The following is a 22,211-nucleotide window of genomic DNA, read 5'->3' on the forward strand; positions in this document are numbered from 1 at the left end:
TTATCACAAAATTCTTTTCTTTAAAATAATTAATTTCTATCTTTGCCGTCCCTCACGGGAAAAGGAGATTAAATTTTAATGGCTAAAAAACAAGTAGCAGAAAAAGAACTAGAGGCTAAAAAAGCCGAATTACAAGGTGCAGACGCTCGTCTGACCGAGAAAGAAACCATTGAGTCAGAAGCTGATTCAGTGTCGATCGAACAGATCAAATCATCATTAGCTACCCCTGATCAGGATTTTGACTGGGATGCAGATGACAAAGTTTTCGGAAAATATTCTGATGAAGACCGTAAAAAGTTTGAAGACATGTATACCGATACTTTCAATCAAATCAACCAAGGTGAAATCATCAGCGGTATTGTTGTGTCTATCAACAATAAAGATGTAGTATTAAACGTAGGATTTAAATCTGACGGATTAGTATCTACTTCTGAGTTCCGTGATACACCTGACTTGAAAATTGGTGATACAGTTGACGTATTCGTTGAAGCTCCGGAAGATGCGAATGGTCAGTTAATTTTATCTCGTAAAAGAGCTAAAACCCAAAGATCATGGGAGTCTATCAATGAGGCTCTTGACAATGACAGAATCATCAACGGATTTGTTAAAAGCCGTACTAAAGGTGGTCTTATCGTTGACATCATGGGTGTTGAAGCTTTCTTACCTGGTTCACAAATTGACATCAAACCTATCCGCGATTACGATGTATACGTGGGTAAAACAATGGAATTCAAAGTTGTTAAGATCAACCATGAGTTTAAAAACGTAGTAGTTTCTCATAAAATCTTAATCGAAGACGATTTAGAAAGCCAAAAAGTTGAAATCGTATCTAAACTTGAAAAAGGACAGGTATTAGAAGGAACAGTTAAAAACATTACTGACTTCGGTGTATTCATCGATTTAGGTGGAGTTGACGGTTTACTTCACATCACTGATATTTCTTGGGGCCGCATAGAGCATCCAAAAGAAGTATTGAGCTTAGATGAGAAAATCAACGTTGTAGTTCTTGACTTTGATGACGAGAAAAAACGTATTGCATTAGGTTTAAAACAATTGACTCCACACCCTTGGGAATCTTTAGACACTAACTTAGCTGTTGGATCTAAAGTTAAAGGTAAAATTGTTACTGTTGCTGATTACGGAGCTTTCTTAGAAATCATTCCTGGTGTTGAAGGTTTAATCCACGTATCAGAAATGTCTTGGTCACAAAACTTACGCAGCCCACAAGAATTCTTGAAAGTTAGCGATGAAATCGAAGCTGAAGTATTAACTTTAGACAGAGACGAACGCAAAATGAGCTTAGGTATTAAGCAATTAACTCAGGATCCTTGGCAAAATGTTGCTGAAAGATATCCTATCGGAAGCAAACATACTGCTGTAGTTAAAAACATGACTAACTTCGGTGTATTCGTAGAAATTGAAGAAGGTATTGATGGATTAATCCATATCTCTGATCTTTCTTGGTCTAAAAAAGTTAACCACCCTAACGAATTCACTAAAGTAGGTGATACATTAGACGTAGTTGTTCTTGAATTAGATGTTGAAAGCCGTAAATTAAGCTTAGGTCACAAACAATTAGAAGAAAACCCTTGGGATACTTTTGAAACTATCTTCACGTTAGATTCAATCCACCAGGGAACTGTTGTTAAAGTAACTGATAAAGGTGCTGTTATTGCTTTACCATATGGTGTAGAAGGTTTCGTACCAACTAAACACATGGCTAAAGAAGACGGAACAACTATCAAAGCTGAAGAAACTAATGATTTCAAAATCATTGAGTTTAACAAAGATGCTAAACGTATCGTTGTTTCTCATGCCCGTATCTGGGAAGAGGCTAAAGCTGAAGCTGTTGCTGAAGAAAGAGCTACTAAGAAAAAAGAAGCTAAAGCATCAAGCAGTGCAGTTAAGAAAGTTAAAGATTCAGTTGAGAAATCAACTCTTGGCGATCTAGGTGTATTGGCTCAATTAAAAGAGCAGATGGAAGGTGAAGAAAGCAAAAACAAAGCTAAATAATCTTTAAAGCTGATATATTAAAGGCATCCCCAACCGGGATGCCTTTTTTTTTGTTACTTTGTTTCCTAAAACCAATACCCCATTCATTTTATGAGAATCTTAATCAGTATCATCAGCACCCTGCTGTTGTTCCAGGTAAGTCATGCACAACTTCCTTCGCTTATTCCACAACCTGTGGAAATGACGACAGGAAAAGCATCGGAAAACTTTTCTATCGATAACCATACCACACAGCTATTTATCAGTGACAGCAAGCTGAAACCTGCTGCAGATTTCTTCATTAACTATATCAAAAAATACTATAACCTTGATCTTAGTCTAACTACGCTTCCTGATTTAAACAGAAAAAATGTAATCAATCTTACCCTAACCAAAGGGGTGGATCCGAATCCAGAGCAGTATGCTTTGTCGGTAAGCAGTAAATCTGTCAACATTCACTCCTCTTCTCCTGCCGGCATATTTTATGGCATACAAACCCTGATCCAGCTGTTGCCTCCAAGTGCCAAAGCATTTCCTTTACAGGTTCAGGCAGTAACGATTACAGACTATCCACGTTTTGCCTATCGGGGCATGCACCTGGATGTCAGCAGGCATTTTTTTGAGGTCAGCTTTGTCAAAAAGTATATTGATTATCTCGCGATGCACAAGCTCAATTATTTCCATTGGCACCTGACGGATGACCACGGATGGCGTATAGAAATTAAAAAGCACCCAAGGTTAACCGAAGTTGGCGCCTGGAGAGATGGCTCCATTATCGGCCTTTATCCCGGAACCGGAAACGATGGCATTCGTTATGGTGGCTACTATACCCAGGAAGAAGTGAAAGAAGTGATCCGGTATGCGGCAGACCGGTACATTACCATTATTCCGGAAATCGAAATGCCTGGACATAGCATGGCTGTCCTTGCGGCTTATCCGGAATTGAGCACTACTCCCAAGCTGCCGAAGAAAGTCGCAGAAACCTGGGGAATCTTCAACAAATTCAATAATGTATTACTCCCTTCTGAGCAAACCTTTACTTTCCTCGAAGAAGTGCTGACTGAAGTGATGAACCTCTTCCCTTCTCCCTACATCCATATTGGCGGAGATGAATGTTCGAAGATCTGGTGGAAGCAATCTGCCTTTTCCCAGCAACTGATTAAAGAGAAAGGATTGAAAAATGAAATCGGACTGCAAAGTTATTTTATCCATAGGGTAGAAAAGTTTGTGAACAGCAAAGGAAAAACCATCATTGGATGGGATGAAATCCTTGATGGCGGCCTTGCTCCTAACGCAGTAGTGATGAGCTGGCGCGGAGAAAAGGGAGGAATTGCCGCGGCAAAACAAAAGCATAAAGTGATCATGACCCCGGAAAACTTCATGTACTTTAATCATGCGCAGTGTTTAAAAGATGATTCTCTTACGGCAGCTAAGTTCTTACCTCTGGTTAATGTCTATAATTATGAGCCTGTGCCTGCAGAGCTGAGTCCTGCTGAAGGCAAATACATCTGGGGAGCACAAGGCAACCTTTGGTCGGAGTACATCGGCAATCCCGCTAAAGCAGAGTACATGTTGTTCCCAAGACTGGATGCCTTAAGTGAGGTATTGTGGAGCCCGAAAGCCAAACGTAATTACAGCAGTTTTCAACAAAGGTTAAAACAGCAACTCAGGAGGTATGACCAAATGGGAATAAAATACAGCAAAAGATATTGGGAGAATTAAGTTCTCCCTTAAAAGTTTCCTAATTTCCCGTTACAATTATATATTTACACTAAACAAATGCTCTTTTAATGGAAAATGAAAATATAAGTTATTGTGACTGCTGCGCAGTTAAATACGATGCAGTAGATGCTTTTTGTAAAGCTTGTGGCTTTCCTTTACAAGGAACACAACAGGAGCAGGATTTTTATATTTCAGAAAGAAATGTAAAAGAGATTGAGCTGATTGACCTCGATGAAAAAGTAGAAAGAGCACGCAATTCATTATATTGGATTTCCGGCCTCACCCTATTCTCTTTAGTTTTTGTGGCATTTAAACCGGCACCGGACGAAGACATCTCCTTCACGGTAATTACCACCATTATTTTATCCGCTGCTTTTTTGGGCCTCGCCGTTTGGGGGAAAACGAGGGCTTCAACAGCGCTGATTTCCGGACTGTCACTTTATTTAATCATCCATATTCTGAACGCGCTTTTCGACCCACTCACCATATTCTCAGGAATTATAGTAAAGGTGATCATTATTGTATACCTCGTAAAAGGTATTAAGTCTGTGATCGACCGGGACAAAATAAGGAAAGAGCTCAACCTCGTTTAATTGGAGGACCAGGCCCCAACTCCTTTATATTGCGCCAATTGTGAACAGCCCATAACCGGAGGTCATAAATTCTGCGCTGCCTGCGGTACTCCCCAAAATATGGAGGAGATCAACGTACATTCAAAAAAATGGTCTCATCTTCAGGGCATTGGTTTATTCTTCCTCCTGGAAATTATGATTTGTGCGACAGCATTAATGGTAGAAAAGCAAACAATGGAAATTCTTTTCTACTTCCAGGCACTGGCGGCCATCACCACTTTGTTTTTTGTCGGCTCCGACTGGGAAAACATCAGGCATTTATTAAGATGGAAAAGTTTTTCCTTCTGGAAATTAGGTGCTTGCATTGTACTTGCAGTGCTCTGCTCCCTGATTGTTCAGGTACTGGTTTTTTACCTAAACAAAACGGTAAGTCCCGAAGAATCGAATAACTATACCCTATACCAATATCATCCTTATGGGAACTACCTGATGGTTCTTTCCATTGCTGTACTTCCGGCCATCTTTGAGGAATTAGCCTACCGGGGCTACCTGATGCAAAAACTACTCCATGTTGTCGACAGGAAGGAAGCAATATACATCAGCTCTATTCTGTTTTTTCTAATCCACTTTTCTCTGGTATCCTTCTTTTGGCTATTGCCATTTGCCGTATTACTGGCGTACATCAGGATCAAGGAAAATACCTTGTGGTACGGAATAGTGATCCATTTCACGTTCAATCTGAGCTCTTGTCTTGTAGACATGCTGTATCCCTAAATAATTACAGGAATTTTGCTTTGAGTTCCGGGGAAGGAACCATACAGCTTTCTGTCTTTCCCCAAATCCGGTACCTGTTATTGGCAATAAGCTTATAGACGAAATCCCTGATAAATGCAGGGATAATGATAAATCCGTACCACATGGACCAGCCTCCGCTCAGCTGTCTGGCAATGCGAAGTGCGGCAGTAGAACGGAGGTAAACCTTACCGCCTTCCAAAAGAATGATCGTTTTCAAATCTTCCGCATTGAAATCAAAGTCAGACAATTTTTGCGTTGCAATGTCACTTTGTAAAGCTGCAAAACGAAAGTAATCTTTATGGTCTCTCTTAATGATAAACTGCACAGAATGATTACACAAATTGCAGACGCCATCAAAAAAAATTACCCCATGATCTCTATCTTCATTCATTTGCTTGTTTTCCTCTTAATAGTCCCTGATATTGGATTTATACAAATATAAATTTTAAATCCGGAGCTTCTGTCTATAGTTTTATAAATAAGCCAGTTAAAAGTTTTATGTCTTTTAAAATCAATACAATTCAGAATTCAGCGGGAATAAATCCACATTCAACTTTACAGAATTGAAACATTTTCCTATATTTGGCCAATCCTTTAGTCAATGCAAAAGAGAACCCTGCTAGACGGTCAAAAATTCCAGATCACAATTAAGAGACTTTGTCATCAATTAATTGAGAACCATAACGATTTTTCAAATACTGTTTTAATTGGCATTCAGCCAAGAGGCAGCTACTTTGCCGATAGAGTACAGACCGAACTCTCCCAAATCCTTAAGAAAGGTACCATCAAAAAAGGCAATTTAGACATTACCTTTTTCCGTGATGATTTCAGAAGGAAAGACGGAATCGTTTCTGCAAACAGCAATACCATAGATTTTATTATCGAAGGAAAGAACGTAATCCTGATTGATGATGTACTCTGGACCGGACGTACAATACGTGCCGCTATGGATGCATTATTGGCTTACGGACGACCAGAACGGGTAGAATTGATGGTCTTGATCGACAGGCGTTTTTCAAGGCATCTGCCTATCGAGCCCGATTATATCGGCCAGCAGGTAGACAGCTTAAACTCACAACAGGTAAGGGTGAGCTGGAAAGAAACAGAAGGAGAAGACAAAGTAATCTTAATATCAGAAAGCAATAAATAACATGGCAGCAGACAAATTATCGACCCGACATCTTTTAGGTATCAAAGATATTAACCGAAATGATATCGAATTGATCTTAGAAACTGCAGATAATTTTAAAGATGTGATCAACAGGCCTATAAAAAAAGTGCCTTCCCTGAGAGACATCACCATTGCCAATATCTTCTTTGAGAATTCTACCCGTACCAAGCTTTCTTTTGAGCTGGCAGAAAAAAGACTTTCTGCAGATACGATCAATTTTGCAGCTTCCTCTTCTTCAGTGAGTAAGGGAGAAACGCTGATTGACACCGTAAACAACATTCTTGCCATGAAGGTGGATATGGTGGTCATGAGACACCCCTATGCCGGAGCGGGCCAGTTTCTGAGCAAGCACATTAATGCACAGATCGTAAACGCCGGAGACGGCGCACATGAACATCCAACACAAGCCCTTTTAGATGCTTTCTCTATCCGCCAGAAACTGGGTGATGTAGCTGGTAAAAAAGTGGTGATTGTAGGTGATATTTTACACTCCAGGGTAGCGATATCCAACATTCTATGCCTGCAAAAACTGGGTGCAGAAGTGATGGTATGCGGCCCTACCACCCTGATTCCTAAACACATTGAAAGTTTGGGAGTAAAGGTAGAACACAACCTGATTAAAGCTTTAAACTGGTGTGATGTAGCCAATATGCTACGCATCCAGCTGGAAAGACAAGATATCAAATATTTCCCTTCCCTAAGGGAATACGCCATGATGTACGGCTTGAACAAGCAAATCCTGGACAACTTAGATAAAGAGATCATTGTAATGCACCCTGGCCCGATTAACCGTGGCGTGGAGATCACCAGTGATGTTGCCGATAGCAAACAATCCATCATCCTTGAACAGGTGGAAAATGGTGTTGCTGTAAGGATGGCTGTACTTTATCTGCTGGCTTCTCAGAGAGATTAAAATCTCCGGCAAGTTTTTTATACCAATCTCGTTTTCTTTTCGTTAAACCAGTGTTATCAACAGTTGTTAATTTCTTATGTTAATAAGACATAATACTATTTTTATATTAGTACCAACCATATTTGAAACCAGATGCAGAAAAAATACCTTTTTATTCCGCTATTATTAGCAGGTAGCTTTACGTCTAGTTATGCGCAGTCCAGCATACTAGTCAACTTAAATCAGAATTACCGAACCGGTCTGGAGTTACTGGACAATGAAAAGTACATCGCAGCAGCACAACAATTTAGGTTGGTAGAACAAGCCAGACAAAAACCAGGTGCTCAACAGGAAAGTAACTCAGAATTATCCCTTCTTAAAGAAAATGCAAAGTTCTATGCTGCCGTTTGCGCATTGGAACTTGGAAATAATGATGCAGAAAGCCTGTTCCAGAATTTCATCAAAGATTACCCACTGAACGCAAATACCAAACTGGCCTATTTTCATGTCGGTAAATCCTATTTTGCTCAGGAAAACTATCAGAAAGCTTTGGATTGGTTTGAAAAAACAGACCCTTCTACCCTTTCCGGAAAACAACGTTTAGAATATCAGTTCAAACAAGGTTATGCTTATTTCATGTTGAAAAATACGGAGAAAGCCGAACCTCTTTTTGAGATCGTAAAAAAAGAAAAATCCCCATATCAGGAAAGCGCAACTTACTATTTTGCTTACATCAATTACCTGAACAAGGAGTATAAAACAGCATTGGCAAACTTTGAAAAATTAAAAGGTTCGCCAACATATGAAGCCAGTTATCCTTATTACATCACTTCAATGTACTACCTGGATGAGCGTTATGATGATGTGATTTCCTATGCGATTCCAATTTTAAAAACATCAAAGCAACAGTATGAAGCAGAAATGCTGAGCTTAATCGCAGCCTCTTATTTTGCTAAATCGGATTATACTAATGCAGAGAAATATTTCAGTGAATATTATGCAAAAGACAAATCAGAGGTAAAGAATAACCTGTTTATCTACCAGTATGGATATTCCCTGTTTCACCTGAAAAGATACCAGGAATCCGTAGCTATCCTGGAAAAACTAGATACAGATGATGTATACCTGCAAAGCGGGATGTATACCCTGGGTCGTTCCTTCATTCAGTTGAAAAACAAAGAAAAAGCACGCAGTGCCTTTTTCAGGTCTTCAAGGCTTGACTTTGATAAATTCATACAGGAAGAGGCATGGATCAACTATGCAAGGTTAAGCTATGAGCTGGATTTCAATCAGCAGGCCTTAGAATCTACTCAGAATTTCTTAAAGCAATTCCCGAAATCAAGGAAAGCCAATGAAGCTAAAACCTTATTGGGTGAGATCTTGTTAACGAGTAAAAACTACCAGGCAGCAATTGATATTCTGGAACCTATTCCGGATAAATCGCCGGAGGCAAAAGAAGCTTACCAGAAAGTAACCTATTTCAGAGGACTTGAATTCTATAATGAAAGGGCCTTCCCTAATGCCTTGTCCATGTTCTTACGTTCAGAGAAGTTCCCTGAGGATAAAGAAATTCATGCTTTAAGTACTTATTGGAAAGCCGAAGCGAGTTATGAATTGAGAAAATTCGGAGAGGCGGTGAAAAACTTTGAGCTATTCCTTGACATGCCGGGGGCAGACAAAACCGAAGTTTACAATTTCGCCAATTATGCTTTGGCTTATGCGGCTTTTGAAGATGAACGTTACGGAAAAGCAGCGACCTATTTTGAGCGCTTCCTGAAAGGAAATGATAAAGACCAGAAAACGATAACAGATGCGACCATCAGGTTAGCGGATTCCTATTTTGTGAATAAAAGCTATGGCAATGCCTTAGAAAATTACAATAAGATCATTGCCTCAAAATCTACCGGAGAAGATTATGCCCTTTTTCAACGTGGAATGATCCAGGGTCTCGAAAACCAAAACGATGCAAAGATCAATACCATGCAGAGTTTATTAAAGCAATTCCCTGCTTCCAATTATGCAGATGATGCTGGTTTTGAAACTGCCTATACCTATTTCAATAAAGGAGATCTGGATAAATCAAAAACAGATTTGACTTCCCTGATCAGCCAATATCCACGTAGCAGTTATGTGCCACGTGCATTGGTCACCATCGGATTGGTGCAATACAACCAGGATCAGGACGATGCCGCTGCAGAGACATTCAAAAAGGTGATTGCCGATTATGGAAGTAGTGAAGAGGCCAAACAGGCTTTGGAATCCATCAAGAACATTTACGTAGACAAAGGAGATTCAGAAGGTTTTATCAGTTATGCCAAGACCACCCCAATCGGAGATTTTTCTCTGGCTGAACAAGACAACATCATCTTTACCGCTGCAAATAACCGTTACCTGAAAGGTGATGCCAAAGGAGCTTTTGAAGCCATCAATGCTTATTTTGACAAGTTCCCTAAAGCCATTCATACCAAAGAGGCTAAATTTATCAGAGCAGAATCTTTAGTGAAATTAGGAAGACCGGATGAAGCAATTCCAGACTATGAGTTTATCTTAAACGACTGGACCAGTGACTATACAGAACGTTCCTTAGTTTCTATTTCCAAATTATTCCTGGATCAGAAGAAATACAATGAGGCCATTGTATACCTGAAAAGGCTGGAAACAACCGCAGATTATAAAGTGCACTATACTTATGCCATCAATAACCTGTTGAAAGCTTACAGCGCTTTAAACATGCCTGATGATGTGATTAAATACGTAGCACTGATCAAAGAGTCTGATAAGTCTTCGCAGGAAGAAAAAAGCAGCTCTGAACTGTATGCAGGAAAAGCTTATTTAGCAAAAGCAGATACTACCCTTGCTGTTAAATCATTCAACATGGTGGTAGAGAAAACAAAAACACTTGCTGCCGCGGAAGCAAAATATAATATCGCTGCAATTCAATATGCAAAAAGGGAATATAAAACTTCTACAAAAACCTGTTTTGACCTGATCAATAACTTATCATCTTATGATTATTGGGTGGCTAAATCTTTCCTACTGTTAGCAGACAACTACGTTGCATTAAAAGACAATCTACAAGCTAAAAGCACGCTCCTTAGCCTTATAGACAATTATGAAGGCAAGGACGAAATTGTCCAGACTGCTAAGGATAAATTACAAAAAATTAAATAAGACAAGCACGATGAGATTGACGAAATTAATATATACCACCCTGTTTTTTATTACTGCCGGAACGCTGAGCACATTGGCTCAGGATACCAAGACTAATGAAAAGAAAACTGAAGAGAAAGCCGTAACAGAAGAGATTGAAGTCGTAAGGCCTTATAAACCAGTTTTGGCAGAAGCCGTAAAACTGAGAAGAAGCCCGGACCTGAATACGGTAAAAACATATAAAGCAAAATTCAATTATAGCCTGACCGACAGGAAACTGGAACTAAACTCAGATATCAATAAATTACAGGCAGAACAAGTCGCCAAGGAAAGAGAAACAGAACTGATCAACAATTATGTGAAAGGTGGTTTTGGAATCCGTACCACGATCTTAGGAGAAGCCTACATCAACCTGGGCAGAGATGAAGCCTTACAGGCGGGTGCTTTCTTTAAGCATTTCGGACAAAAAGGAAAGCTTGCCGGACAAGAGGTAAACCAACAACAACTGAGTGTCTTTGGAAGAAGTATCGGTGATCAGGTGACCATGAGTGGCCGCATCAATTACCAGAGAAACGGATTGTTCTTCTATGGCTTTAATCCTGCGAAACCAGAACTTAACCTGAATCCGGACAGACAAACGCTGAGCTTCATCGAAGCAGAAGGAGAAATCGTAAATAAGTATACAGACGATCCTGATGCACTGAGCTATGCCGTAAAACTAAACGGATATCTATGGAACGATAAATACGCTGCAAAAGAAAACTCTATCGTGCTAAACGGTTACGTAAACAAAAGAATCAGCAGTTTTAATCTTGGCCTTGCTGCTTCTGCAGAATTTGGAAATACCAAAGATGCCCTGGTGAGTGTTGGAAATAACGTATTAAAATTAAATCCATACATCAGACTTCAGGCAAATGGGGTAAAGATCAATGCAGGTATTAATTTCGTACAGGAATTTGGCGCTTTTTCAAAAAGCAGAATTTTCCCTGCGATTACTGCAGACCTGACCTTAATCCCAGACTACCTGCAATTGTTCGCTGAGGTGAAAGGTGATGTGAACCGCAATTCACTAAAACAGTTTACAGATGAAAACCCATTCCTGAACTCGAATATTCAAATCAGAAATTCAGTAGAAAAATTAGGTTTCAGCGCAGGTATCAAAGGAACCGGTGGTCCGGGCTTTGGTTATAAAGCAAGGGTTTACCACAAGAAAATCTCTGATATGCCGCTTTTCGTAAACAACTTTGCAAACCCTACCCGTTTTGATGTGATTTATGATTTCGGATCAACAACGATGACAGGACTTGAAGGTGAAATTTCTGTACAAGTGAGCAATTCCCTGAAATGGACTGGAAAACTGAACTTTGAAGACTATAAACCGGCTCAGGAAACCGCAAGCTGGTTTAAGCCACAGATGAGAATCAGCTCAGACTTATTATTCAACATCACGGATAAGATTGGATTAAATGCATCTGTAGCCATTCAGGATGCCAGCAAAGCAAAAGTTTATACTGCCGCACCAGCTAGTCCCTATCTAATTCCTAACCGTTCTATTGAAACCGTAGAAAGTGTGAAAGCTTTTGTAGATCTTGGTGTTGGTGCCAGCTATAAAATCAACAACAAATTCTCTGCTTTTGTAAGAGCAAACAATCTGTTGAATACCTCGTATAGCAGATACCTGTATTATCCAACAATTGGAACCAATATTTTCGGAGGTTTAACGTACTCCTTCTAAGCGGTTTTCAATTATTAATTGGTTGATATAGAATTAAAATTTAATTTTACCAGAATGGACATGCTAGCGTATCTTACAGAGCTTATTAAAACCCGTAAAGAGGTTGGGATCCCCGGACTTGGAACGATCTATAAAAAGAAATCACCGGGAAGGTATGATGCGGAAACACATTCGTTTCTACCTCCCAGCTATGTACTGGATTTCAGTTCTGAAGTAAGAGAGCAAACACTGTTAATTGCCCATATCTGCAAAAAAAGAAATATATCCCCGGATGCTGCCACCTATTATGTGGATCAGTTTTCGGATGAAATAAAGAAACAATTAGAGGAACATGAGGAAGCCAGTTTTTATCCCCTGGGTACTTTATATGGCTCCCCGGAAACATTAAGCTTTAAACCTGTAAATGATCAAAACTTCGGTTTTGATTTTTACGGTTTACCGCCAGTCAAAGAAGAAGCCGAATTGGTGGCTGAGCCGGAAGAAATCCTGCCTTATTCCACAGAACCGGTGATCACAGATCTTCAGTCTGAAGAAGAAGTACTCAACGAGGAGCGCGATATACATCAGGTCACTGAAGAACAACTGGAATTGGAGAACAGCAATGCAGATCTTAGAGAAGAAGAAATTCCTTCACTTAACCCTGCAGAACAACAAGCGCTTTCTGAGCGTGTTGATGAGGTCGTTGCAACCGAAGCTCCTCCTATCGAAATTCCTGCAATAGAAGAAAAACCTGCAGAAGAACTTCCTGTAACAGAAGTATACGAGGTCGAAGAAGAAATTCAACCTTTAGCTATCGCTGATGATCAACCTGTCTATGAAGAAATCGCAGAAGTTGAACTTCCTAAAAAACCAGTAGAACAACCCGTAATTGAAACGGTTGTTCCAACGACCATCAACGATGCTTATGCACAACCTAACAGGGCTGTTTTTGAGCCCCGTCCAACTCCGGTACCGGAACAACTGGTAGAAAGGGAACAAATTACAGAAACTGGATTCTACAATTCTGACGGAGAATATTCAGACAAAGCTAAAACACCTGTTTATTTAAAAATCCTGATTGCCCTATTGCTGATTCTTATCGGACTTGCGGCTGCTTACTTCATCCGCCCCGATCTTTTTGATCCCATTCTGAAAAGAGGAGAAAGCACTACCGCCTTACCTGTAGAATCAGGTCCGAGTGTGCAGGATGCTAAATTAACAGCAGATTCCCTTGCAAAAGCGGACAGCCTTAAAAGAAGTTCAGAGAAAGTACTACCCATAAAAGATACTACTAAAAAAGACAGCTCAGCAATCACAAAACCTGCTGCTGCAAAGCCTGTGGTCCCAAAACCGGAAACAACAATCCCGGTAACACCGACAACTACTGCAACAACACCTCCTGCTGTAGAAACGGGAACGACTTATGAGGTTATAGGTTCTTCCGTAACCAGTCAGAAGGAAGCAGAACGCTTTATTGCCAATATGAAATCTTTGGGAATTACAGCGAAAGCCATCCCTCCTACCAATGGCAGGAAAATAATAAAGCTCAGCATTGGCTCGTTTAAAGACTACAACACCGCTCATCAGGAAAGACCAAAATTAGAAAAGAAGTTAGGTATTAAAGACACATACATACACACAAATAAACCATTATAAATTATGATCGCATTAATACAGGGTGCTACTGATAGCCTGAAACAAATTGCTGATACCGCTAACAACGCCACTCAGGCACTCGCTGCAGCACCACCGGAATTACACTTTATCGACCTGCTGTTAAAAGGTGGATGGGTAATGCTTCCCCTGGCTTTCCTTGCTTTTTTAGGACTAGTCATTTTTGTTGAAAGATACCTGACCATCAGAAAAGCTTCTAAAACAGAATCTAACCTGATGCTTCAGATTAAACAATATATCCACGACGGCCGGTTGGACAACGCGATTGCTTTATGTAAGAACAACAACTCTCCTTTAGCCAGAATGTTGGAAAAAGGGCTAAAACGTATTGGCCGTCCGATTAAAGATATTGAAGCTGCTATTGAAAACAATGGAAAGCTGGAAGTATCCAAACTGGAGAAAAACATTGGTGTACTTGGAATTATTGCCGGTATTGCACCTATGCTTGGTTTCGTTGGTACCATTATTGGGGTAATTACCATTTTCCATGATGTGTCTATCAAAGGTGCTATTGAGATCGGAACGATATCCGGAGGTTTATATACTAAAATGATCACTTCTGCTACAGGTCTGATCATCGGTATTATCGCTTATGTATTATATCATATCCTGAATATGATGGTAGAGCGCATCATACTAAGAATGGAAACTGATGCTATTGAGTTTATTGATCTATTAGAGGAGCCAGGTAAATAATGAATCTACGCAAAAGAAATAAGGGAACTGTAGAGGTTCATACTTCTGCATTGAACGACATCATGTTCTTCCTCCTGCTGTTTTTCCTACTGGCCTCTGCCGTAGTTAATCCACAGGTAGTGAAGCTGTTGTTACCCAGATCAGAATCAGGACAACAATCTTCGGCTCAGAAAACCGTTACGGTATCTATAGATGAAAAGCTGAATTATTTTGTAGACAAGCAACCGACAACGCTGGAAAACATCCAGGCGGCAATTGAGACTTATCAGAAAGCATCGCCGGATCTGACCATTGTACTTTATGTGGCCAGAGGAGTTTCCATCGAAAATACCATGCTGGTTTTTGATATCGCCAACAAGTTAAAACTGAAAGTTGTACTCGCTGTAGAACCTAAGAAATAATGATGTACCCTAAGGAAGAAAACAATTATCCTAAAGCAGTAGCCATCTCTACTGGTATTATGATTTTCCTCATCGCCCTGAGTTTCTTCATCGCGATAGGAACATTCCAGCCTCCTGTAGAGGCCGGTATGGGAGGAATTGTGGTCAATTATGGTACATCGGTGACCGGAATGGGAACAGACTATACGAGTATAGAAGAACCTTCTGCAGATCCGAATGCCAACAATAAACCACCGGATAAGGTGGTTCCAAAAGAACCAACCAAAGAGACGCCGACCAATCAGAACAGTACCAAAGAGATCGTTACCCAAAGTACAGAAGAAGCAGTTAGTGTAAACACGAAAAGCAGCAATAAAAATACTGCACCTACAGCAACAACAGAGACTAAGCCGGCAAAACCTGTCATCAATCAAAATGCTTTGTATAAAGGCAAAGCCAATAAAGGTACAGGTGGTGGTGATGGAACGGGTACTACCCCGGGAAATCAGGGCGACAAAGATGGAGATCCATTGGCCAACAACTATGGCGAAGGTGGCTCCGGATTTGGCGAAACCCCGATTGCACTCAGAAAGTTTACGAACCTGGTCACCCCTCAGGATGACGGGCAAAAGACCGGAAAAATTGCAGTAAGGATAAAGATCAATAAAAGTGGTATCGTGATTGACGCAACTCCCGGAGTGAAAGGGACTACCCTGAACGACAGAGAGCTATGGCAAAAGTGTAAAGAAGCCGTAATGGGTGCACGTCTGACCCAATCTGAATCTGCCCCTGATGTTCAAATCGGAGTGGTAGTATTCAACTTTAAAGTGAAATAACCTACCTGTTTTGGAACTCCAAAATGAACTATAAACAAACTCTGGATTATCTGTACGGTAAACTGCCTATGTTTACCCGTGTTGGCGCAGTAGCCTTCAAAAAAGACCTGCACAACACCATCGCCATGTGCGAGAAACTGGGAAACCCTCAGCATAAATTCAAAACCATACATGTCGGTGGAACCAATGGAAAAGGTTCCACCTCACACATGCTCGCCGCGATCCTGCAACAGGCAGGATATAAAACAGGACTCTATACTTCTCCCCATCTTAAAGATTTCAGAGAACGCATCCGTATCAACGGAGAAATGATCACAGAAAATTTCGTCACTGATTTTGTCGCACAGCAACGAGACATCATGGAAGAAATCAACCCTTCATTTTTTGAGGTGACTGTCGCCATGGCCTTCTCCTATTTTGCGAAAGAGCAGGTAGACATCGCCATCATCGAAGTAGGACTGGGTGGCAGGTTAGATTCTACGAATATCATTACACCGGAACTTTCGGTGATCACCAATATCAGTCTGGACCATACCAATATCCTGGGAACTACCCTACCCGAAATTGCGAAGGAAAAAGCAGGCATTATTAAGCCTGGAATTCCGGTAGTGATCGGAGAACAACAGGAAGAAACCAAGTCCGTATTTATTCAAAAGGCGACGGAAACCAATAGCCGGATAACTTTTGCAGATCAGGAACTGCACATTACGAATCTTATAAAAAAGGAGAAATACCTGAATGCAGACGTCTTATCAGGGAATACGCCTTTATACCAGCATCTGGAATTAGACCTGAACGGATCTTATCAAAGGAAAAATATCCTGACGGTGATCCAGTCTGTACAAATTTTAAAAGAAAAGGGTTATCAGATCGATGAGGAGGCACTTTATGCCGCTTTAAAAGATGTGAAAGGACTAACAGGCCTTCAAGGCAGGTGGCAAACCCTGGGAGAAAATCCATTGATCATCTGTGATACCGGGCATAATATCGGTGGAATCACTGAGGTGGTACAGAACATCAACGACACTCCTCACGATCAGCTACACATCGTTATCGGAATGGTGAAAGACAAAGACATCAGTGGCGTATTGAAATTACTGCCAAAGGATGCACATTACTATTTTTGTCAGCCTGAACTGGAAAGGGCCCTCCCTGCTGCTGAACTTGCACAGGAAGCAAAGCAATACGGACTGATTGGAGATGTCTTTCCAACTGTTCAGTTCGCTTTTCATGCGGCAAAAGACAATGCCGATTCCAACGATATGGTCTTCGTAGGTGGGAGCACCTTTGTCGTGGCAGAAGTCCTATAAAATCTTTACATTACAGTCAATTCATTAGTTACATGGATTAACTACCTTTAAAAATTCTTAATACACACAACTCAATGAAAAGAATTTACCTGTTATTTTCTGCACTGCTTGTTACCTGTAGTGTATCTATGGCACAAAAAAAGACAGCTGCCGTTGCAAAAAAAGACTTCCCTGCTTCCATCAACAGACCTAAACTGGTAGTTGGTATGGTCATAGATCAAATGAGATGGGATTATCTCTACCGTTATTACAGCAGATATGGTTCAGGAGGCTTTAAAAGACTCATCAATGAAGGTTTCTCTGCCGAAAATACTTTTATTCCTTATACCCCTACTTATACCGCGTGCGGACATGCCAGTATTTATACCGGCTCTGTTCCTGCCATCAATGGAATTATTGGTAACGACTGGTATGATCCTCAGTTAGGCCGCAATGTATATTGCGCGGAAGATACTTCTGTAACCAGTGTGGGAAGTACGACAATGGCAGGGGTAATGTCACCAAAAAACATGTTAACCACCACTATAACTGATGAACTTCGTCTGGCGACTAATTTCCAGGGCAAAGTAATCGGAATCTCTCTGAAAGACCGTGGATCCATCCTTCCTGCCGGACACTCAGCCAATGCAGCGTATTGGTTCGACGGACAAACCGGCGACTGGATTACGAGTACCTTTTACATGACTAAACTCCCTTCATGGGTAGAAGATTACAATAAAATAAAACTGGTAAACAAGTTTTATGAGAAAAACTGGCCTACACTTTACCCGGTCGAAACTTATACTCAGAGTACAGCAGATGATAAGTCTTACGAAGGAAAAGCAAGAGGCGAACAAAGCCCTGTTTTCCCACATCCTTTGAAACTATATGCAGGAAAGAATTTTGAGATGATCAAAAGTACGCCTTATGGAAATACCATGACTTTAGACCTGGCTAAACTGGCCATCCTCTCTGAAGACCTGGGTAAGGACAACATCACTGATTTTCTTGCAGTAAGCTGCTCTTCTACGGATTACGTAGGACATATGTATGGTCCGAATTCTATCGAAGCAGAAGATACTTACCTTAGATTAGACAAAGACCTGGCAGAATTTTTTGACTACCTGGACAGCAAAGTAGGTAAAGGAAATTACCTGTTCTTTTTATCTGCAGATCATGGTGCAGCGCATGTACCGGGATTCATGGCAGAGAACAAATTACCTGGTGGAACAATTGACGACAGCCCGGTTGTAAAAGAACTGAATACACGCCTGGAAGCGAAGTTTGGCATCAAACAGGCGATCATCAAATCCATGAATAACCAACTCTATTTCAACCATAAAAATATAGAGAATGCAAAACTTGATTTTGACGCCGTTAAAGCTTTCAGCATTGAATTCCTAAAAACTCAAAATGGTTTTGTAAATGCAGTAGACCTGAATAAAGTTGGTGCAAGCACCTTGCCTGAACCCATCAAAACCAGGATCACCAATGGATACAATGCCAAAAGAAGCGGAGATGTCTATTTTATCCTTCAGCCCAACTATTTCGATAGCAGCAGCAAAACAGGTACCACTCATGGTTCATGGAACCCTTACGATTCCCATATTCCTTGTGTATTCATGGGATGGAATGTAAAACCAGGAAAAACCAATAAAACACATTACATGACTGATATCGCAGCAACTTTGGCGGCGATGTTACACATACAGATGCCAAGCGGCTGTGTCGGAGAGCCGATCACAGAGCTTACTCATCAGTAAACCAATTCAAAAGAAAGAAAAGCTCCCCTGAACAAGATTCAGGGGAGCTTTTTTTATGCATCATGCCATTGTATTGATTTGGCTATTTTAACCACCCTACGCTCAGTTTTTGTTACCTTTACCTACCAATTATAAAACCATCCTATGGAGAAAATTGAAATCTATAAGCCCAAACATAAAATACGTTTTGTTACCGCTGCAGCACTATTTGACGGACACGATGCAACGATCAATATCATGCGTCGGATCCTTCAGTCTTCGGGAGCTGAGGTCATACACCTTGGGCATAACCGATCTGTAGACGAGGTGGTAAATTGTGCCATTCAGGAAGATGTGCAAGGTATTGCCATGACTTCTTACCAGGGCGGGCACATCGAATATTTTAAATACATGTACGACCTGTTACAGGAACGTGGTGCTTCCCATATCAAGATCTTTGGTGGCGGTGGCGGAGTGATCCTCCCTTCCGAGATTGCAGAGTTACAGGCATATGGCATCACCAGGATCTATTCTCCTGATGACGGACGTAAAATGGGCTTGCAAGGCATGATCAATAACATGCTGGAACAAACGGATTACATCACGACAACCACGCTTAACGGAGAGCTTAAAACCATTCCTCAAAAGAATGTAAAGAGCATTGCTTCCGCGATTACTGTTGCAGAAAATGATCCGGAAGGTGCACAGGCATTTGTAGATGAGCTCAAGAAACTCACGATTAAAAGCCAGGCTCCGGTACTTGGAATTACAGGAACAGGAGGATCCGGTAAATCTTCTCTGGTAGATGAACTCGTAAGGCGCTTCCTGATCGAAGTAAAAGATAAAACCATGGCAATCATCTCCGTAGACCCCTCCAAACGTAAAACAGGAGGTGCTTTACTGGGCGATAGAATCCGCATGAATGCCATTAATAACCCAAGGATTTATATGCGTTCCCTGGCCACGAGACAAGCCAATCTGGCCTTATCTAAAAATGTACAGGAAAGTATAGACATCTGTAAAGCTGCCGGTTACGACCTGATCATTGTGGAAACTTCCGGAATCGGCCAGTCGGATACAGAAATCACAGAACATTGTGATGTTTCCCTATATGTGATGACTCCTGAGTTTGGAGCTGCAACGCAGTTGGAAAAGATTGACATGCTTGATTTCGCGGATCTTGTTGCCATCAATAAATTCGACAAACGAGGCGCATTGGATGCATTACGCGATGTTCGCAAGCAATACAAACGCAACCATAATCTTTTTGACGCCAAAGACGATACGATTCCGGTTTTTGGAACGATGGCATCTCAGTTCAACGATCCTGGAATGAACAACCTCTTTACTGCCCTGATGGACAAGATCAAAGAGAAAACCAAAGTGGATTTCAATGCACAAATGGAACTGACCTCAGAGCAGTCAGAAAAGATTTATATCATTCCGCCAGACAGAACAAGATATCTCGCAGAGATTGCCGAAGCCAGTCAGACTTACAACGAATGGGTAGAAAAACAAAGTACCATTGCCAGGAAATTATACCAGCTTCAGGGTGTGATCCAACTCTCTAAAGAACAGAAGCTGATTAAAGATATTCCGGCAACAGAAAATATTGGAGATGCATTACAGGATATTTATCAGCATCTCGAAGAACAACTGGACGGAGAATGCAGGAGATTACTGCGCCAATGGCCGGACACAAAGCTCAAATACAAACAGGAGTTTTTTGTGTATAAGGTAAGGGACAAAGAGATCAAACAACCTTTGTTCTATGAGTCGCTGTCCAAACTTCAAATCCCTAAAGTATCCCTTCCCCGTTATGAAGACTGGGGGGATATCCTGCGTTGGTTACTGACAGAAAATGTTCCGGGAGAATTCCCTTATGCCGCAGGGGTATTTCCGCTAAAGCGTGATGGAGAAGATCCAACCAGAATGTTTGCCGGTGAAGGTGGTCCGGAAAGAACGAATAAAAGATTTCACTATGTGTCTTTAGGCCAGCCTGCACACCGCTTATCTACCGCATTTGACTCCGTTACCTTATATGGTGAAGATCCACACATCAGACCGGATATTTATGGTAAAATTGGAAACTCAGGAGTGAGCATTGCCACCATAGATGATGCGAAGAAATTGTACTCTGGTTTTGACCTGTGCGCGCCTTCTACTTCAGTGTCGATGACCATCAACGGTCCTGCACCGATGTTACTGGGCTTCTTTATGAATGCAGCGATCGACCAGCAATGTGAAAAATACATTATTGAACATGAGCTTCAGGAAGAAACAGAAACTAAAATAGCGGCATTTTATAAAAACAAAGGAATAGAAAGACCAACCTATAGCGGTGACCTTCCGGCGGGCAATAACGGCTTAGGCCTGATGTTGCTTGGCGTAACCGGAGATCAGGTGCTGCCAGCCGATGTATATGCCAAAATCAGGGCCTATGCCATCAGCACGGTAAGGGGAACTGTTCAGGCCGATATCCTGAAGGAAGATCAGGCACAAAATACCTGTATCTTCTCTACAGAATTCGCACTGAGAATGATGGGAGATATTCAGAATTATTTTATCACGGAAAAAGTACGGAACTTTTACTCCGTATCGATTTCAGGTTACCATATCGCTGAAGCAGGTGCCAACCCGATTTCGCAATTAGCCTTTACCCTGAGCAACGGTTTTACCTTTGTAGAATATTACCTGAGCAGGGGAATGAATATCGATGATTTTGCACCTAATTTATCCTTTTTCTTCTCCAACGGAATCGATCCGGAATATTCGGTGATCGGCCGTGTCGCCAGAAGAATCTGGGCAAAAGCCATCAAGAACAAATACAAAGGAAATGACCGTTCACAAAAACTAAAATACCATATCCAAACCTCCGGCCGCTCTTTACATGCGCAGGAGATTGATTTTAATGATATCCGGACCACCTTGCAGGCGTTGTATGCGATCTACGACAACTGTAACTCACTACATACCAATGCCTATGACGAAGCGATTACCACACCTACAGAAGAATCTGTACGCAGGGCGATGGCCATCCAGCTGATCATTAACAGGGAATTAGGTTTGGCGAAGAATGAGAATCCTTTACAGGGTGCCTTTATTATCGAAGACCTGACCGATTTAGTGGAAGAGGCTGTATTACTTGAATTCAAGCGGATCAACGATAGAGGTGGGGTATTGGGCGCCATGGAAACGATGTACCAGCGCGGTAAGATCCAGGAAGAAAGTCTGTACTATGAAACCCTGAAACATACGGGCGAATATCCTATTGTAGGCGTAAATACCTTCCTGAATAAAAATGGTTCGCCAACAATTGTTCCCGGAGAAGTGATTCGTGCTACAGAAGAAGAAAAACAATACCAGATTACGGCATTAAAAGCCTTCCAGGACAGGAATGCCGATCAGACGGCGTCCGCACTCAGAAAACTGCAAAAGTCTGCCATTGCAGGTGATAACATCTTTGAAGAGCTGATGGAAGTATGTAAAATTTGTTCGCTGGGCCAGATCTCAAATGCTTTATATGAGGTAGGTGGACAATACAGAAGAAACATGTAAATTCTGTTCTATTCCATATTAAAAAAGG

16 protein-coding genes are annotated in these 22,211 nt (G+C 41.2%); 15 read left to right on the top strand and 1 reads right to left on the bottom strand.

Annotated features, from left to right (window positions below):
- The first annotated feature begins 78 nt into the window (after positions 1–78).
- The 4 genes from rpsA to BLQ87_RS12170 all read left to right on the top strand — a co-directional run bounded on the left by rpsA (position 79) and on the right by BLQ87_RS12170 (position 5,060).
- A complete protein-coding gene (rpsA, locus tag BLQ87_RS12155; protein ID WP_073233816.1) occupies positions 79–2,013 on the top strand; it encodes a 30S ribosomal protein S1 in 1,935 nt (644 codons plus the stop codon).
- Between the two features lie 90 nt (positions 2,014–2,103).
- Positions 2,104–3,714: a beta-N-acetylhexosaminidase gene (locus tag BLQ87_RS12160; RefSeq protein WP_083361818.1), complete on the top strand. Its 1,611-nt coding sequence runs from the start codon at positions 2,104–2,106 to the stop codon at positions 3,712–3,714.
- A gap of 68 nt (positions 3,715–3,782) precedes the next feature.
- A complete protein-coding gene (locus tag BLQ87_RS12165) occupies positions 3,783–4,307 on the top strand; it encodes a hypothetical protein (protein WP_074606833.1) in 525 nt (174 codons plus the stop codon).
- A 99-nt stretch (positions 4,308–4,406) separates the two neighbouring features.
- Positions 4,407–5,060: a CPBP family intramembrane glutamic endopeptidase gene (locus BLQ87_RS12170; protein ID WP_074606835.1), complete on the top strand. Its 654-nt coding sequence runs from the start codon at positions 4,407–4,409 to the stop codon at positions 5,058–5,060.
- 4 nt (positions 5,061–5,064) lie between these two features.
- On the opposite strand, the gene BLQ87_RS12175 is transcribed toward BLQ87_RS12170, so the two are convergent.
- Positions 5,065–5,472 carry a thiol-disulfide oxidoreductase DCC family protein gene (locus BLQ87_RS12175; protein ID WP_074606837.1) on the bottom strand — a complete coding sequence of 136 codons (408 nt, stop codon included), beginning with the start codon at positions 5,470–5,472 and terminating at the stop codon, positions 5,065–5,067.
- Between the two features lie 210 nt (positions 5,473–5,682).
- Here BLQ87_RS12175 and pyrR point away from each other — a divergent pair, with 210 nt between their 5' ends.
- From pyrR to BLQ87_RS12230, 11 genes are all read left to right on the top strand, one after another.
- Positions 5,683–6,231, top strand: a complete 549-nt coding sequence (pyrR, locus tag BLQ87_RS12180) for a bifunctional pyr operon transcriptional regulator/uracil phosphoribosyltransferase PyrR (protein WP_074606839.1) — start codon at positions 5,683–5,685, stop codon at positions 6,229–6,231.
- A 1-nt stretch (position 6,232) separates the two neighbouring features.
- Positions 6,233–7,165 carry an aspartate carbamoyltransferase catalytic subunit gene (locus tag BLQ87_RS12185; RefSeq protein WP_074606842.1) on the top strand — a complete coding sequence of 311 codons (933 nt, stop codon included), beginning with the start codon at positions 6,233–6,235 and terminating at the stop codon, positions 7,163–7,165.
- 132 nt (positions 7,166–7,297) lie between these two features.
- Complete coding sequence (locus BLQ87_RS12190) at positions 7,298–10,315, top strand: tetratricopeptide repeat protein (RefSeq protein ID WP_074606844.1); 3,018 nt, start codon at positions 7,298–7,300, stop codon at positions 10,313–10,315.
- Positions 10,316–10,325: 10 nt separating this feature from the next.
- Complete coding sequence (locus tag BLQ87_RS12195) at positions 10,326–12,029, top strand: TonB-dependent receptor (RefSeq protein ID WP_074606846.1); 1,704 nt, start codon at positions 10,326–10,328, stop codon at positions 12,027–12,029.
- Positions 12,030–12,083: 54 nt separating this feature from the next.
- Entirely contained in the window at positions 12,084–13,664 is a 1,581-nt protein-coding gene (locus tag BLQ87_RS12200; protein WP_074606848.1) for an HU domain-containing protein, read from the top strand.
- Between the two features lie 3 nt (positions 13,665–13,667).
- A complete protein-coding gene (locus BLQ87_RS12205; protein WP_143010416.1) occupies positions 13,668–14,378 on the top strand; it encodes a MotA/TolQ/ExbB proton channel family protein in 711 nt (236 codons plus the stop codon).
- Positions 14,378–14,779, top strand: a complete 402-nt coding sequence (locus BLQ87_RS12210; protein ID WP_069378162.1) for an ExbD/TolR family protein — start codon at positions 14,378–14,380, stop codon at positions 14,777–14,779. Before BLQ87_RS12205 ends, BLQ87_RS12210 begins: the two co-directional genes overlap by 1 nt.
- A complete protein-coding gene (locus BLQ87_RS12215; protein ID WP_074606850.1) occupies positions 14,779–15,594 on the top strand; it encodes an energy transducer TonB in 816 nt (271 codons plus the stop codon). Before BLQ87_RS12210 ends, BLQ87_RS12215 begins: the two co-directional genes overlap by 1 nt.
- Before the next feature lie 23 nt (positions 15,595–15,617).
- A complete protein-coding gene (locus tag BLQ87_RS12220) occupies positions 15,618–16,904 on the top strand; it encodes a bifunctional folylpolyglutamate synthase/dihydrofolate synthase (protein ID WP_074606852.1) in 1,287 nt (428 codons plus the stop codon).
- A gap of 74 nt (positions 16,905–16,978) precedes the next feature.
- Positions 16,979–18,646, top strand: a complete 1,668-nt coding sequence (gene pafA, locus BLQ87_RS12225) for an alkaline phosphatase PafA (RefSeq protein ID WP_074606854.1) — start codon at positions 16,979–16,981, stop codon at positions 18,644–18,646.
- A 144-nt stretch (positions 18,647–18,790) separates the two neighbouring features.
- Positions 18,791–22,183: a methylmalonyl-CoA mutase family protein gene (locus tag BLQ87_RS12230; protein WP_074606856.1), complete on the top strand. Its 3,393-nt coding sequence runs from the start codon at positions 18,791–18,793 to the stop codon at positions 22,181–22,183.
- The last annotated feature ends 28 nt before the right edge of the window (positions 22,184–22,211 follow it).

The sequence above is a fragment of the Pedobacter steynii genome, assembly GCF_900103665.1.
Taxonomy (GTDB): domain Bacteria; phylum Bacteroidota; class Bacteroidia; order Sphingobacteriales; family Sphingobacteriaceae; genus Pedobacter; species Pedobacter steynii.

Coding starts and splice junctions, on each gene's coding strand:
- BLQ87_RS12165 (WP_074606833.1), top strand. CDS start 3,783: ATGGAAAATGAAAATATAAGTTATTGTGACTGCTGCGCAGTTAAATAC.
- BLQ87_RS12170 (WP_074606835.1), top strand. CDS start 4,407: ATGGAGGAGATCAACGTACATTCAAAAAAATGGTCTCATCTTCAGGGC.
- pyrR (WP_074606839.1), top strand. CDS start 5,683: ATGCAAAAGAGAACCCTGCTAGACGGTCAAAAATTCCAGATCACAATT.
- BLQ87_RS12160 (WP_083361818.1), top strand. CDS start 2,104: ATGAGAATCTTAATCAGTATCATCAGCACCCTGCTGTTGTTCCAGGTA.
- BLQ87_RS12175 (WP_074606837.1), bottom strand. CDS start 5,472: ATGAATGAAGATAGAGATCATGGGGTAATTTTTTTTGATGGCGTCTGC.
- BLQ87_RS12205 (WP_143010416.1), top strand. CDS start 13,668: ATGATCGCATTAATACAGGGTGCTACTGATAGCCTGAAACAAATTGCT.
- pafA (WP_074606854.1), top strand. CDS start 16,979: ATGAAAAGAATTTACCTGTTATTTTCTGCACTGCTTGTTACCTGTAGT.
- BLQ87_RS12190 (WP_074606844.1), top strand. CDS start 7,298: ATGCAGAAAAAATACCTTTTTATTCCGCTATTATTAGCAGGTAGCTTT.
- BLQ87_RS12210 (WP_069378162.1), top strand. CDS start 14,378: ATGAATCTACGCAAAAGAAATAAGGGAACTGTAGAGGTTCATACTTCT.
- BLQ87_RS12215 (WP_074606850.1), top strand. CDS start 14,779: ATGATGTACCCTAAGGAAGAAAACAATTATCCTAAAGCAGTAGCCATC.
- BLQ87_RS12220 (WP_074606852.1), top strand. CDS start 15,618: ATGAACTATAAACAAACTCTGGATTATCTGTACGGTAAACTGCCTATG.
- BLQ87_RS12185 (WP_074606842.1), top strand. CDS start 6,233: ATGGCAGCAGACAAATTATCGACCCGACATCTTTTAGGTATCAAAGAT.
- BLQ87_RS12195 (WP_074606846.1), top strand. CDS start 10,326: ATGAGATTGACGAAATTAATATATACCACCCTGTTTTTTATTACTGCC.
- BLQ87_RS12230 (WP_074606856.1), top strand. CDS start 18,791: ATGGAGAAAATTGAAATCTATAAGCCCAAACATAAAATACGTTTTGTT.
- rpsA (WP_073233816.1), top strand. CDS start 79: ATGGCTAAAAAACAAGTAGCAGAAAAAGAACTAGAGGCTAAAAAAGCC.
- BLQ87_RS12200 (WP_074606848.1), top strand. CDS start 12,084: ATGGACATGCTAGCGTATCTTACAGAGCTTATTAAAACCCGTAAAGAG.